The sequence below is a fragment of the Pseudoalteromonas sp. MM1 genome (assembly GCF_030296835.1).
Lineage (GTDB): Bacteria > Pseudomonadota > Gammaproteobacteria > Enterobacterales > Alteromonadaceae > Pseudoalteromonas.
In genome coordinates this window covers 2351009-2366102 of record NZ_AP027922.1, presented here as the reverse complement: position 1 = coordinate 2366102, position 15094 = coordinate 2351009, and the positions used below count along the sequence as shown (strand labels likewise).

General features: G+C 42.2%; 11 protein-coding genes and 4 tRNA genes. 4 read left to right on the top strand and 11 right to left on the bottom strand.

From position 1 onward, the window contains the following. Positions 1–43: 43 nt before the first annotated feature. From QUE46_RS10725 to QUE46_RS10675, 11 genes are all read right to left on the bottom strand, one after another. Positions 44–742, bottom strand: a complete 699-nt coding sequence (locus QUE46_RS10725) for an electron transport complex subunit E (protein ID WP_004589483.1) — start codon at positions 740–742, stop codon at positions 44–46. Continuing rightward, positions 739–1377, bottom strand: coding sequence for an electron transport complex subunit RsxG (gene rsxG, locus QUE46_RS10720; protein WP_286244783.1), 639 nt, complete (start codon positions 1375–1377; stop codon positions 739–741). The genes QUE46_RS10725 and rsxG overlap by 4 nt, the downstream gene beginning before the upstream one ends. Continuing rightward, a complete protein-coding gene (gene rsxD, locus QUE46_RS10715) occupies positions 1374–2432 on the bottom strand; it encodes an electron transport complex subunit RsxD (RefSeq protein ID WP_286244782.1) in 1059 nt (352 codons plus the stop codon). The genes rsxG and rsxD overlap by 4 nt, the downstream gene beginning before the upstream one ends. Further along, entirely contained in the window at positions 2429–5029 is a 2601-nt protein-coding gene (rsxC, locus tag QUE46_RS10710; RefSeq protein WP_286244781.1) for an electron transport complex subunit RsxC, read from the bottom strand. The genes rsxD and rsxC overlap by 4 nt, the downstream gene beginning before the upstream one ends. 8 nt (positions 5030–5037) lie before the next feature. Further along, entirely contained in the window at positions 5038–5592 is a 555-nt protein-coding gene (gene rsxB / locus QUE46_RS10705) for an electron transport complex subunit RsxB (protein ID WP_286244780.1), read from the bottom strand. 1 nt (position 5593) lies between these two features. After that, positions 5594–6175 (bottom strand): electron transport complex subunit RsxA, encoded by a 582-nt coding sequence (gene rsxA / locus QUE46_RS10700; RefSeq protein ID WP_004589478.1) that lies wholly within the window; start codon positions 6173–6175, stop codon positions 5594–5596. A 213-nt stretch (positions 6176–6388) separates the two neighbouring features. Then, the gene (locus QUE46_RS10695) at positions 6389–8332 is read right to left on the bottom strand and encodes an EAL domain-containing protein (RefSeq protein ID WP_286244779.1); all 1944 of its coding nucleotides are present in this window, start codon (positions 8330–8332) and stop codon (positions 6389–6391) included. 148 nt (positions 8333–8480) lie between these two features. Further along, a tRNA-Asn gene (locus QUE46_RS10690) sits at positions 8481–8557 on the bottom strand. Between the two features lie 26 nt (positions 8558–8583). After that, positions 8584–8660 (bottom strand) — tRNA-Asn (locus QUE46_RS10685). A gap of 21 nt (positions 8661–8681) precedes the next feature. Then, a tRNA-Asn gene (locus QUE46_RS10680) sits at positions 8682–8758 on the bottom strand. A 21-nt stretch (positions 8759–8779) separates the two neighbouring features. Beyond that, positions 8780–8856: transfer RNA gene (locus QUE46_RS10675), tRNA-Asn, on the bottom strand. Positions 8857–9918: 1062 nt separating this feature from the next. On the opposite strand from QUE46_RS10675, the gene QUE46_RS10670 reads away from it, so the two are divergent. From QUE46_RS10670 to QUE46_RS10655, 4 genes are all read left to right on the top strand, one after another. Continuing rightward, positions 9919–11289, top strand: a complete 1371-nt coding sequence (locus QUE46_RS10670) for an MATE family efflux transporter (RefSeq protein ID WP_286244778.1) — start codon at positions 9919–9921, stop codon at positions 11287–11289. Positions 11290–11293: 4 nt separating this feature from the next. Next, positions 11294–13288, top strand: coding sequence for an excinuclease ABC subunit UvrB (gene uvrB, locus QUE46_RS10665; protein ID WP_286244777.1), 1995 nt, complete (start codon positions 11294–11296; stop codon positions 13286–13288). Then, positions 13289–14242, top strand: a complete 954-nt coding sequence (locus tag QUE46_RS10660) for a class I SAM-dependent methyltransferase (RefSeq protein WP_286244776.1) — start codon at positions 13289–13291, stop codon at positions 14240–14242. A 148-nt stretch (positions 14243–14390) separates the two neighbouring features. Further along, a complete protein-coding gene (locus QUE46_RS10655; protein WP_286244775.1) occupies positions 14391–15062 on the top strand; it encodes a tRNA (adenine(22)-N(1))-methyltransferase TrmK in 672 nt (223 codons plus the stop codon). Positions 15063–15094: the final 32 nt, after the last annotated feature.

Sequence of the window (15094 nt, the reverse complement as noted above, 5' to 3'; positions counted from 1 at the left end):
CAACTTAAAACGCATTAGCTAAAAGTGCTAATGCGTTTTCCCCTTAAGTTAAGCTAGTAACGCGTGCGCGTGGGCCTTTTTCGGCTTCTGGTGGCGTTACCTGTTTTGATTTTATTTGTGCGTCAATAACATTTTTTGCTGCTATTAACAGCCCAAGCCCTAAAAAGGCGCCGGGTGGTAAAATAGCGAGTAAAAACTGGCTATCAAAACTAAATATTTCCAAGCGTAGGCTTTGGGCCCACGGTCCAAGGAGCAAATCGGCGCCATCAAATAATGTACCTTGGCCTATAAGTTCGCGCATTGCACCTAGCACTAATAGTACGGCCATAAAGCCTAAGCCCATCATCAGGCCATCGAATGCAGACAGGTGCACAGGGTTTTTAGAAGCATACGCCTCTGCACGGCCAATAATGGCGCAGTTAGTTACTATTAGTGGAATAAATATGCCTAATGATTGATACAAACCAAAGGTGTACGCATTCATAAGTAGTTGAACTATAGTCACAAAGCCTGCAATAATCATTACAAATACCGGAATACGAATGTCTTTAGGTACCCAATTACGCACAACAGAAACAGTAATATTAGAGCCTACTAACACTAATAAAGTCGCTAACCCTAGGCCAAGTGCGTTGGTTACAGTTGATGTAACAGCTAAAAGCGGGCATAAACCGAGTAGCTGCACTAGCGCGGGGTTATTAGCCCATACACCTTCTTTGTATAAGGTTTTTAACTCACTCATTGTGTTACCTCTTGGCAAGCATTAGGCTGTTTAAAAATGGCGTCAAAGTTAGTTTTTGCAAATAATACGGCATTTTTTACCGAGCCAACCACGGCGCGAGGAGTAATTGTAGCGCCGGTAAATTGGTCAAACTGGCCGCCATCTTTTTTTACCGCCCAACGGGCATCGTCTTCACTTTGAACCGTTAAATCGTTAAATGTAGTGATCCACAGCGACTTTTTAACTTCTACTTTATCGCCTAAGCCGGGCGTTTCTTCGTGCTTAGTGGTACGTACGCCGGCAATGGTGCCATCAGCAAGTACGGCGGTTAATAAATTAATATCGCCACTGTAACCACTAGGTGTTATGTGCCTGATTACAAGTGCTACAGGTTGCTGATTTTTATAAGCGCGGTAAATAATTTGCTCAGGGTAAGGGCCAAGTTGTTCGTCACTCATAATTACGCAATTTGTATTGAGCTGATTATCGTAGCTGCTTGGGTTTAATACCTCTTGTAATTGTGAGGTTAGTTGCAGGCGTTCTTGCTCGGCAATTTTATCGGCGGTAAAGGCATCAATTGAGGCAACTAAGCCTGTTGTTATCAGCGCAAAGGCTGTTAATATCGCGCCATTTTTAGCCATTGATGAAATAATCATTTTACTGCTCCGTGGCCATAAGTGCGAGGTTGGGTGTAGTAATCAATCAGCGGTACAGCAATATTAATTAATAATACACTAAAGGCTACCGCATCAGGGAAACCACCAAAGGTGCGAATTAAATACACCAACAAGCCAATTAACGCGCCATAAATTAAGCGCCCTTTATTGGTGGTTGCAGCCGAAACAGGATCGGTGGCAATAAAAAATGCGCCCATCATGGTCGCGCCACTTAATAGGTGAAATACCATACCCGGCTCGGTACCAGGTGCGGCAATATAGCCAATGGCACTGCACAGCGCTAGTGAGCCTATAAAGCTTACTGGAATATGCCAGTTTATAATTTTAGCTTTTAATAGGTATAAACCACCGCCTAAAAAGCCTAGGTTAACCCATAGCCAACCAAGCCCAGCCCATTGCGAAAAAATCGGTTTTTGCATGCTTTCGCTAACAGTTAGACCATGTGCTACATCGGTTTTAACTGTATCAAGCGGGGTGGCCATGGTGAGGCCATCAACGCCGGCACGGACTTGATCAACACTAAAGCCCAGAGCGGTAAAATCGGTAAATATAAGGCGTAATTGGTCAATAAAGCCAATTGGGGCGTTAAGTAAATCAGTAACGGGTAACCAAGCGGTCATTTGCACCGGAAACGAGACTAAAAGTAGTACGTATGCGGCCATTGCTGGGTTAAATAAGTTAAACCCAAGCCCACCATAAAGTTGCTTTACAATCACAATGGCAAATAAACAGCCAATAATAATGACCCACCAAGGCGCCAGCGGCGGAATACTCAGTGCTAACAGCACACCAGTAAGCCAAGCACTACCATCACTCAATGCAGGCCAAACAGGGCGTTTACGCATTAACATAATGGCTGCTTCAAATACGCTCACAGCAACAAGTGCCAGTACTAACTGAATAAGTACGCCAGTCCCAAAAAATACCACTTGCGCTATTAGCCCAGGAATACACGCAGCAATGACGGTTAGCATTAATCGCGTTAACGACTTATGGCTATGGTTGTGCGGCGAACTGGCCATGGTTAATTTCATGACTGATCATTTCCTTCTTTTTGTAACTTTTTAGCTTTGGCGCGCGCTATTGCGGCGGCCACGGCGGCTTTTTTCTTCTCTGCTGCAGTTTGCTCAGAGTCTGAACCGTTGCTGGTTTGTGGCTCATTGCTTTGTTCAGGTGCGCTGTGTTTACTTGCTTGTGATTGCTCAGCTTCTTTAGCGGCTTTTTTAGCTTTAGCGCGGGCAATAGCCGCAGCTACGGCCGCTTTTTTGTCATCAGCGGGAGGGCTTTCTTGCGAGTTTTCAGGCTCAACATTACTTGTTTTCTCAGCAGCATTTGGTTCAGCTGATTTAGCGGCTTTTTTAGCTTTAGCGCGGGCAATAGCCGCAGCTACGGCCGCTTTTTTGTCATCAGCAGGAGGGCTTGCTTGCGAGTTTTCAGGCTCAACATTACTTGTTTGCTCAGCAGCATTTGGTTCAGCTGATTGCTGGGTTTGCTCAGCTGATTTAGCGGCTTTTTTAGCTTTAGCGCGAGCAATAGCCGCAGCTACGGCCGCTTTTTTGTCATCAGCAGGAGGGCTTGCTTGCGAGTTTTCAGGCTCAACATTACTTGTTTGCTCAGCAGCATTTGGTTCAGCTGATTGCTGGGTTTGCTCAGCTGATTTAGCGGCTTTTTTAGCTTTAGCGCGAGCAATAGCCGCAGCTACGGCTGCTTTTTTGTCATCAGCTGGGGCGGGTGCTTCATCGCTTTGTGGCTCAGCGCTTTGCTCAGCTTGCGCTGCTTTTTTCGCTTTAGCACGGGCAATAGCAGCAGCTACGGCTGACTTTTTATCATCAGCGGGAGCTTCATCTTTTTGTGGCTCAGCGCTTTGTTCAGCTTGCGCCGCTTTTTTCGCTTTAGCGCGGGCAATAGCAGCAGCTACGGCTGACTTTTTATCATCAGGTGCTGATGATGACTCGCTCTCGGCAGCTTTTTGTTCTTTATATTTACGCGCTTTTTCTTTACGTAGTGCACGCTCTTTAGCTACTTCACTGTTATCTGGCTCTAGCTCTTCACCTTGCTGTTTTTTCGCTTTGGCGCGGGCAATTGCAGCGGCTACAGCTGATTTTTCATCGCCTTTATCTGATTTATTTTTAACACGAGCGAGTGCATCTGCTACTTTTTGCTTTTCATCGTCAGATTTAGCGGCCGGTTTACGTTTATGGCGGTTTTGACGTTCTTGTTGTTCGCGCTCTAGGCGCTCTTTACGAGCGTCAAAACGCTCTTTTGCTCTATCGGCTTTAATTTTTTCGGCTTGCTGCTCTTTTATTTCTACTTTTGCTACGCGGTAGTATTGCACCAGAGGTATTTCGCTTGGGCATACATATGCACACGCACCACATTCAATACAATCAAATAAGTTGTGCTCTTGTAATTTGTCGTATTCTTTTGATTTTGCAAACCATTGTAATTGCTGTGGTAATAACGAAGCAGGGCAGGCATCTGCACAGGCACTACAACGTATACAGGCTTTTTCGGGGCCTGGTTCTGCCAGCTCTTTATGATCGGGGGCTAAAATACAGTTGGTGGTTTTAATTACACCAATACGAACAGTAGGCAAGGTAAAGCCCATCATTGGCCCGCCCATGACAACGCGCTGCTGTGGTACGGGTGAAAAACCTTGGCAATCAAGTAGGTGTTTAACTTCAGTGCCTAATAATGCCCATACATTACCCGCATTATGAATGGTGTTGCCTGTTACTGTAACAACGCGTTCAATAAGCGGTTTACCTTCGTATACTGCCTGCTGCACAGCAAACAAAGTTCCTGTGTTGTGCACTAAAATACCAATATCGGCCGGAATACCGCCACTAGGTACTTCACGGTTTGTAAGTAATTTAATTAATTGTTTTTCGCCACCTGATGGATAAACAGTAGGGACTGTTTGAATAACAATATTGGTTTTGTGCTCTGCGGCACTTTTCATAGCCGCTATGGCTTCGGGCTTATTATCTTCAATGCCAACAATACACAGTGTCGGGTTTAAAATTTGTTGCATTAGCTCAATGCCTTGCACTACTTGCTTGGCATGTTCACGCATTAACACATCATCGGCTGTTATGTATGGTTCGCACTCAACAGCATTAACAATTAAAAACTCAATAGGTTGTTTTATATCGGCTTTTACATAAGTAGGAAAGCCTGCTCCACCCATACCACTTATACCTGCTTGATGAATTATATCGACTAATTCATCGTGGCTAAGCTCACTTGGGTTAGGGGGAGGAGTCAGTTCGCACCATTGATCCTTGCCATCAGGCTCAATAATAATACTTAGCTCAGGTAAAGCCGATGGATGCGCCGAAGGCATAGAGGCAATATCTGTTATGGTACCAGAGCTGGGCGCATGTACAGGCACAGACCAATTCGCAACGGGCACGGTAAGTGCTTGGCCTTTTAATACCTGTTGGCCTTTTTCTACAATTAATTTACCGTTAGCACCAATGTGCTGTTTAATTGGTACAACTAATTTATCAGGTAGAGGGAGCCTAGCAATACGCGCACTGTTAGAGAGTGTTTTTTGTTGTGGTGGATGCACGCCGCCTGGGAATGCCCAAACAGTGCCTTTTTTAATTTGTTCAAGTAACTTTTCCACTCAAACCTCTAATCTATTTGCGTGACAGGAATAGCATCAAGTTGCCATTTCCAGTTTTGTTTTGTTTCGGCTACAGGCAGCATATCAATGCAATCTACAGGGCAGGGCTCTACACATAAATCGCAGCCGGTACATTCTTCTATTAATACAGTGTGCATTTGGCGTGTAGCACCAACAATGGCATCCACAGGGCATGCCTGAATACACTTAGTACAGCCTATGCACTCGTCTTCGCGAATATAGGCCACTGTTTTTATCGGCTCTGCTTGCTCACCACCGGCAAGCGGTTTAGGCTCAACGCCCATTAAATCGGCCAGTTTTTTAACCGTTGCTTCACCGCCTGGAGGGCATTTATTAATTTCATCCCCGTTGGCAATTGCCTCAGCGTAGGGACGACAGCCTGGGTAGCCACACTGGCCACACTGGGTTTGCGGTAAAATGGTATCTATTTGCTCAACAATTGGGTCGCCTTCTACACGAAAGCGAATAGCTGCAAAGCCTAAAATAAGTCCAAAAACAAGCGCTAGCGAGCCAAGCGCTATCAAGGCATATATTAAGGTCATATTAAAACTTCACTAATCCGGTAAAACCCATAAACGCCATCGACATTAAGCCGGCGGTGATCATGGCTATTGAGGCGCCTTTAAACGGGGTAGGAACATCTGCAGCAGCAAGGCGTTCGCGCAGCGCTGCAAATAATACAAGTACTAATGAAAAGCCAACAGCTGCGCCAAAACCATACACGGCCGATTGTAAAAAGGTGTGATCTTCTTTTATGTTAAGAAGCGCAACACCTAATACCGCACAGTTAGTGGTGATCAGCGGTAAAAATATACCCAGTAACCGGTATAAAGTCGGGCTTGTTTTACGCACAACCATTTCGGTAAATTGCACAACTACAGCAATTACTAAAATAAAGCTCATGGTGCGTAAAAATTCGATATCTAGCGGTGCTAAAATATATTGATTAACTAAATAGCTTGTAACAGAGGCAAGAGTAAGCACAAATGTGGTTGCTAAAGACATGCCAATTGCGGTATCAAGCTTGCCTGATACACCCATAAATGGACATAAGCCTAAAAATTGTACTAATACAAAGTTATTAACTAGAACGGTTCCAATCAATAACAAGACATATTCTGTCATGTGTGCCTCGCGCTATTAAAATCCTGTGTATTATCCTTTTTTCTGCCCCGATAAACAACATATGCGAGTCGTTATCAGTTAAATAAACAGGGTAAAATAATTAAGCGATCACAAAGCTGTAAAATTTATGTGATTTTAAAGTAAGCGAAAATTAAACAGCTAAACGCAAAAAAGAGCACATGTGCTCTTTTTTACTTTAATTAAGGGTTGGTGCTAAATATCTTTAGGTTTTTCTATGTAATAACCTTGTACGCCGTCTAGGCAAAGCGTTTCTACTATGTGTTTTTCTTCTTGGCTTTCAACGCCCTCTGCAAACACACTCACACCAATGCGGTGGGCTAAATCAACCATTAGGCGCATAAAGTATTGATTGTTTTTATCATCTTCTAGGCCGCGGGTGTAACTTGCATCCATTTTAATAAAGTCGGGTTTTAAATCACGGAAAAACTTAAACGAAGTTAATCCTACACCAAAGCGTTCAACCGTTACGCGGGCCCCTACACGATGCACCATATCAATAAAGCGTTTACTGGCTTTAATATTTTGCTGTAGGCCAAACTCACTTACTTCAAATACTAATTTAGAGGCTATATGTGTATCTTTTAATAAGCGGCGTTCTAACCAAATAACAAATTGGTCGTTATGGGCGCTTGAGGCGGTTACATTCAGGCCAAAAAACTTTTCAGACAGGTTGCGGCTTTTAATTTTTTCAAGTGACGAGTCAATAATTAAGCGGTCAATTTCTATGGCCATGTCGAGCTTTTCGGCCATAGCTAAAAATGAGGCCGTAGGAAGCACTTGGTTATCTTCGGTCTTAAAACGTACTTGTATCTCTGCATAAGCCTTAATACTTTTACCCAGCGGCATAATATTTTGCATTACTAAGTGAACACGTTTTGATTCAATTACTTCGTTAATCACTTTACGCCAGTTTTGGTTACCAAACCCAGCACTTACATTATTAACTAAATCGGTTTCGCGCTGCACATGCCATGCATTTACTTGCTTAGATTGCGCCATACTCATTGCGTTATCTACAACCGATAATAGCTCGCCCAGCGGTTTGCCTTTTTCGTAGCCTACAATACCCGTATTAGCCACAGAGCTGAGCTCCTGATTTTGCTGGTATTGAGTAAAGCGCGATTGCAGGTTTTCACCAAAACGCTCTGCTTCTTTAAGAGGGGTATTAGGTAATACTATGGCAAAGTCTGAGCTATTTAGCCTAAATACTTGGCTGCCGGTGTAAGTGCCGCTTATATGCTTAATTATATCCGCCACACCTTTAACGTAGTCATCACCTTTTTGATAGCCACGACTTTGATTTATTGATTGCAGCTCACTACAGCGTACAAGCGCTAGCGAGCCAAAGGTACTGCGCTCACTGTTTTCGATGTGCTTTTCGTAATATTCAACAAACATATTACGGTTACCTAATTCGGTAATAACATCTTTATAGGCTTCTTGCTTAATGCTGAGGGCAGCGTTTTGAATATCATCATTTTTATTTTTTAAAAAATGCGAAAGGCGATTAAAGCTAGGGACTAAATCTTTACCTAGTTTTTTCATTTTACTGGCATCAAGCGCGGTATCTAGGTCGTCGCCAATTTGATTTTGGTTAATGTAAATGTCTATTACATCGGCAACGGTCATGCTGATATTTTTATTTAAGCTATGAAAAATAGATTTCATTAATATGATTGGGATAATCACTAAAAAAGCAGAAATAAATATAACTATAAATAACGAGGTTTGTAGTTGCTGCGCTAAACGTTCAATGTTGAGTGTAAATTCTACTTTTATATCTGCGGCGTCGTTAACGGCAAACTGAGGACGAACCGAATTAAAGCTAGATTGAATAAATTCAGCAAACATGGGGAGCTGGGCAGGGGAGTTAACTGAAAATACTTCAGCCCCTTGGTAGTCTCTTAGTATAAAGCTTGAAAATGTTTTACCATCGCCAATCGCTTTTTTTATACTTTCAGGCGAAAGCTCTTCGCTAGTTAAACTGTTAATGTAGCGTGTTACACTGGTTTGTGCTGACGTTTGCGCTTCACTTACTGCATTATTAAAGCTTACAGAAATGAAGTAGCTTCCAGCCGCAACACATACAAGCCAAGACAGGATTTGTATAAAAATAAGTTTTTTAAAGCCAGCCATGTTATCAATCTTTTAATAGTTCAAAAGGAAAGGAATCAGGTCCTTGATCATTCAACTAATAGCAACACATTAGAATAGAAATTATGTTTTAGTTATAAAGCAGAAGAGTAGTGGAAAATTACTGAAATGTCTATGAAATTCTTATGATTGGCTCCCCCTCCCCGACTCGAACGGGGGACCTGCGGATTAACAGTCCGTCGCTCTAACCAACTGAGCTAAGGGGGAACAAATTGAGATATGATTTTATGATTTGGCTCCCCCTCCCCGACTCGAACGGGGGACCTGCGGATTAACAGTCCGTCGCTCTAACCAACTGAGCTAAGGGGGAACTACATCATAAACATAAACTTGGCTCCCCCTCCCCGACTCGAACGGGGGACCTGCGGATTAACAGTCCGTCGCTCTAACCAACTGAGCTAAGGGGGAATCGTTTATGATTGAAAAACTTGGCTCCCCCTCCCCGACTCGAACGGGGGACCTGCGGATTAACAGTCCGTCGCTCTAACCAACTGAGCTAAGGGGGAAGCGTCATGCCTTTCAACGGGGCGAAATATTAATGATGGAGGTGCAAAGTGTCAACATATAAAAGTCATAAATTTAAAAAAGAAGTTTATTCGTTGTTTTTATGTTCGATCTGCGCATTTTATAACTCTATTTAAGCAAAACACGGTAATAATTCTCTATTTAAACTTGCACCAATACAAAAAAAGCAGCGAACATAAAACAGCCATTGTTTAATTTATGTGTAAAAAATCCGCTTGAGGCAATATTTACTCCGTTAAATCAGTAAATTTGTGTTTAACCTTATCGTCATAAAATAAAGAATAAATTTCACTAGCAGATATTTTTGAAAAATCCAGTAGGGCAGTTTTTTCGTAATACGGCATTTAAGGAGGGCTAAACTAGCAAAGCCTTGGCTGGGAACTTTATTTTAAAAAGCTGCACAAAAACAAAACAATCAATAAGTTGCTAAATATTTACCTTAACTTATCAAGTCACTTGTATCTGCATTAGGCACGAAGATTTGGCTTAGCTTAATTTTTTGTTTGCAAGCATTGATAAGTTTTTAACTTTAGTTTTGAGCAAAGGTTGGACCTGAGCTTATTTTAAGCCAGCGCGCAAGCCTTTATAAATGCGGGCTGAGCTGAGTTATCCACGGTTTCTGTGGATAACTCTGTTTATGAAACTTTAAGAACAGTGCCCCGACCAGAGTTTTAGGGCGCTACAACGATTTCAAGCTTTTAAAACGATTTTTTTATTGCTATAAAAAACATAGAGTTATAAATGCATGCTGAACTACCCAACAACGATGAATAAATTAATTCGTTACGATAAGGATTAATATTGTGCTGTGTAAAAATTCAGCGAATTTGCAAGGTTAAATGTTAAAAAAGTAATATAAATGTTCACTTATTGTTTTTTAGCTCACTAAAGGCTTATTTGTGCACAAATGCTTAAAAATTCAACTTTAGTTATTTTTATGACTGTTGTTTTATTATCAGTGTTAAATCCATTGATAAATCCGTGGCTTGAATTGCTATGATGCTTTAAAATGGCTCGCTCAGTAATAGAGGCTAATTTATTCCATGCGCGAAACTTCACATTCTCAATCACGCCCAGATTTACTTAACGATCCCATCTTGCCTACATTGAAAAAAATGACCATCCCGATGATATTTGGCATGGTCACGCTGATGATGTTCAATATAGTTGATACATTTTTTATCAGTATGTTGGGCACAGAGCCCCTTGCGGCGGTAAGCTTTACGTTTCCGGTCACTTTTACGGTAATAAGCCTAGCCATAGGCTTAGGTATTGGCACATCAGCGGTTATAGCTAAAGCCTTAGGCAGTAATAAAATAGAAGAGGCGCGTTTTGATGCCAGTGTGTCGCTTATTGTGGCGCTTCTATTAGTTATTTTACTTTCGTTTGTTGGATATTTACTAATAGACCCAATATTCACTTTATTAGGGGCCGGACAATTAGTGCTGCCACTTATCCATGAGTATATGAATATTTGGTTTATTGGCAGTGTGTTTTTAATCACCCCCATGATAGGTAATTCGGTATTACGAGCCAGTGGCGATACTACAACACCCAGCATAGTAATGGGTGGAGCAGGGCTTATTAATGCCATACTCGATCCTATATTAATCTTTGGCTGGGGCCCAGTGCCGGCATTAGGCATTCAAGGTGCCGCTATTGCCAGTGTTATTGCCTGGGGCGTAGCGGTTATTATTATTTTGTATGTGCTGGCAGTTAAAAAGCGGTTATTAAGCTTAAAAGCCGGTAATCAAACTGCGGCAAGTGCAATTAAAAAAGTACTTAAAATAGGCTTACCCGCAGCGGGGGCTAACATGCTTACCCCAGTGGCAATGGCTGTAATGACCGCACTCGTTGCTAATCATGGACCCGAAGCGGTTGCCGCTTTTGGTGTAGGCAGCCGTATTGAATCAATTGCCAGTATTTTAGTGCTGGCCTTATCGATGACATTGCCTCCTTTTGTTAGCCAAAACTTTGGGGCGGGTAAATTAGGCCGCGTAAAAGAGGCATACATTGGTACGTTAAAATTTGTGATGATATGGCAATTTGCTATTTATATTTTACTCATTGCACTGTCGGGGGTAATAAGCCAATTATTTGGTAAAGAACAAGCTGTAATCGATGTTATTAAGCTCTTTATATACACCATACCGCTAAGTTATGGCTTTCAAGGGGTGATCATTTTATCAAATTCATCGTTTAATGCTTTACACAAACCTATGAATGCATTGTTTTTAAGTGTTATTCGTTTGTTTGTGTTTTACCTGCCTTTTGCTTATATAGGCAGTATGCTAGGTGGTTTAATTGGTTTATTTATTGGCGCTGCAATCGGTAATGTATTCACAGGGTTAGTCGCGTACAAATGGTTTGTAAAAGAGCTAGATGCAATATGCAGTAACACGGTAACGGAGTAAATAAATGAATGATCACTTTGAGCTAAAGTCACAATTTAAACCCGCGGGCGATCAGCCCACAGCGATTAAACAGCTTGAAGAAGGCTTGGAAGCCGGGCTTGCGCATCAAACCTTACTCGGTGCCACAGGCACAGGTAAAACGTTTACTATGGCCAATATTATCAGCGATTTAAATCGCCCTACAATAATAATGGCGCATAATAAAACGCTAGCCGCGCAGTTGTATGGAGAAATGAAAGAGTTTTTTCCTAATAATGCAGTTGAGTATTTTGTATCTTACTACGATTACTACCAGCCAGAAGCCTACGTGGTCGCCAGCGATACATTCATAGAAAAAGACGCCTCTATTAATGAGCACATAGAGCAAATGCGTTTAAGTGCTACTAAGGCTTTGCTTGAGCGCCGCGATACCATAATAGTGGCCTCTGTGTCGGCTATTTATGGATTAGGCGACCCCGACTCATACATGAAAATGATGCTGCTTTTAAAAGTAGGCGAACAGGTCGACCAACGCGATATGCTGCGCCGCTTAGCTGAGCTGCAATATACCCGTAACGACATTGACTTTAGCCGTGGTACTTACCGTGTACGTGGCGAAGTTGTTGATATATTTCCTGCCGAGTCAGATACCTATGCAGTACGCGTAGAAATGTTTGATGACGAAATAGAGCGCCTTAGTATTTTTGATCCGCTTACCGGTGCGGTAGAAAAACACATAGTACGTGCCACTATTTACCCTAAAACGCACTATGTAACGCCACGCGAAAAAATTCTTGATGCCATAGAAAAAATAAAAGCCGAGCTTAAAGAACGTAGAGCACAATTATTAAGTGCCAATAAATTAGTAGAAGAGCAGCGCATAGCGCAGCGTACACAATACGACATAGAAATGATGACCGAGCTTGGTTATTGCTCGGGCATAGAAAACTACAGCCGTTATTTATCGGGGCGTACACCGGGCGATCCGCCACCCACATTACTAGATTATCTTCCTGATGATGCATTGATGATAATCGATGAATCGCACGTCACCGTATCGCAAATTGGTGCCATGTATAAAGGCGATAGAAGCCGAAAAGAAAACCTAGTTGAATATGGCTTTAGAATGCCATCGGCGATGGATAACCGCCCATTACGCTTTGAAGAGTTTGAAGCCATAGCACCGCAAACGATTTATGTATCGGCAACGCCGGGTGATTTTGAATTAGAGCGCAGCGCAGGCGAAGTAGCAGAGCAAGTTATACGCCCAACCGGCCTGTTAGACCCAGAAATAGAAATACGCCCTGTAAGCACTCAAGTAGATGATTTACTCTCAGAAATTTATAAATGTGTAGAAAAAGGTGAGCGTGTACTGGTAACTACGCTTACCAAGCGCATGTCTGAGGATTTAACCGATTACTTAAGCGAGCACAATGTTAAAGTACGTTACCTGCACTCAGACATAGACACAGTAGAGCGCGTTGAAATAATTCGTGATTTACGCGCCGGTGTGTTTGATGTGTTAGTGGGTATTAACTTATTACGAGAAGGCTTAGACATGCCAGAAGTGGCACTCGTTGCAATTTTAGATGCCGATAAAGAAGGTTTTTTACGCTCAGCACGTTCACTTATTCAAACCATTGGTCGTGCTGCACGTCACCTCGACGGACGCGCCATTTTATACGCCGATAAAGTAACTAAATCGATGGAAAAAGCGATTGGCGAAACACAGCGCCGCCGCGAAATACAACACGCCTTTAATATTGAGCACGGCATTGAGCCGCAAGCCTTGGTTAAAAAGATCACCGATATTATGGATGTGGGCGAAGAAGCCGCACCACAAGATAATCTTAAGCTGGTGCGTAAAGAGTCTAAAAAAATACTCAGTGCGAAAGAAATTGCCACACAAATTAAGCAGCTTGAAAGCAAAATGCATGCTTATGCCAGCGATCTTGAATTTGAAAAAGCCGCCTCGGTACGCGACGAAATACACGAACTACAACAACAGTTGATTAACTAAATGACACCCGATTTTTCGCCCCTAATAAATGCGCTTGAAGATGCGCCATTACTACAAAACGAACTATGCCGCGTATTTCATGGCCGCGGCCATAGCGTGGCATCGCTAAGCCATATTAATTTAGACTTTTATCCGCCAAGCTTATTTTTAATTTCGTACGATGAAATTGACGAAGCTACGTTAAATACACTGACCAGTACCCTTTGGGCATGGGCGCAGCAGTATCACCCTGAGCTTATTACTGCACTTGTGTATCAACAGCGCGCGGGTGTGCAAAGTAGTAATCGTTTAGTGCATGGTAATCTTCCTTCACCACATGTGGTAAAGGAAAACGGCATTGGTTTTTTAGTGGATTTAACAAGCCGCCAAAACACCGGAATATTCCCCGATATGCGAAGTGGGCGAGAGTTTGTCTCTGCCAATAGTAAACATGCAAAAGTACTTAATTTGTTTTCGTACACGTGTGGGTTTTCACTTGCGGCAATGCAAGGCGGGGCTGATCACGTAATGAATATGGATATGAGCAAAGGCGTACTTAAAGTTGGTAAGCAAAATCACCAGCTCAATGGTTTTGAACGCGGAGTTAGTTTTTTACCGCACGATATTTTAAAGTCGTTTGGTAAATTAAAAAAAGCAGCGCCGTTTGATTTAATTATTGTAGACCCGCCAAGCTTTCAAAAGGGCAGCTTTATTCTAACTAAAGATTATCAAAAGGTGCTGCGCAGATTACCCGAACTACTGTGCGATACCACACAGCTTTTATTATGCGCAAATAGCCCAGAGCTTAGCGAAGATGCGTTTAAAGCTTTAATAAACGAGCACACCCAAGGCGCAATAGAATTTGTTGAGCGCCTTGCACCCACGGCCCGTTTTGTAGAAGTAGACAGCAATAAAAGCTTAAAGGCGTTAGTGTATAAAACGGCGCATACCGCAACTTATACCAATTCGCAATAATACTTAATCATTTTAAGGGGCTAAACGTGTCGCTATCTGTGTTAAAAAACTCTCATTTAGAACAACTAAATAGCGAATTTTTTGCCTAGCTATCAACACGTTTTTCCAGCCTCAAAATAGATCACTTAATTAAGCTAATTGGTATTAAATGAAACTAAGTAAGCGTTTAAACGCAATTAATGCGTTAATTACTAGCCCCGTTGATGTTATTTGGGATTGCTGCTGCGATCATGGTTACTTAGGCATTGCATTATTTAAGCGCCGCGCTGCAAAACAGGTTAATTTTGTAGATGTGGTAGATAAAATAATGGCCGAGCTGAGCGAGTACTTAGCAAATATTAGCCAAACACTGCCAAGTGATACGCAATATAAAGTACATTGCCAAGATGTAAGAGAAATAAAGCTCGTTCCAAATGCATTAAATACTGTGGTTATTGCTGGTGTTGGTGGCGAGCTGTTACTAAAACTTGTTGCCGGCATTATCAAAAACAATTGCGCTGCATCAGTAGCAAACACCCGCTTTATAGTTTGCCCTATACACCATACTTATCATTTGCGCAGTGGTTTAGCCAAATTAGGCTTTGGCCTTGAAAGCGAGCAATTGATCACTGAAAACAACCGCTATTATGAGCTTATAGAAGTAAGCCAACGTAGCACAGCGTTGCTCACACATACCGGTAACAGCATGTGGGATTTAAATACTGCATCGCACAGGCAATACCTTAAACAGTTACTCACTCATTATAATAAAATGCTTAATAAAGATGAGCTTTATTATCAAAAAGTTATAACAGATTATAAAAAGCTCAGCAGCGCTTAAAAATGGCTTATTTAGCGCTAATAGTGTGATCT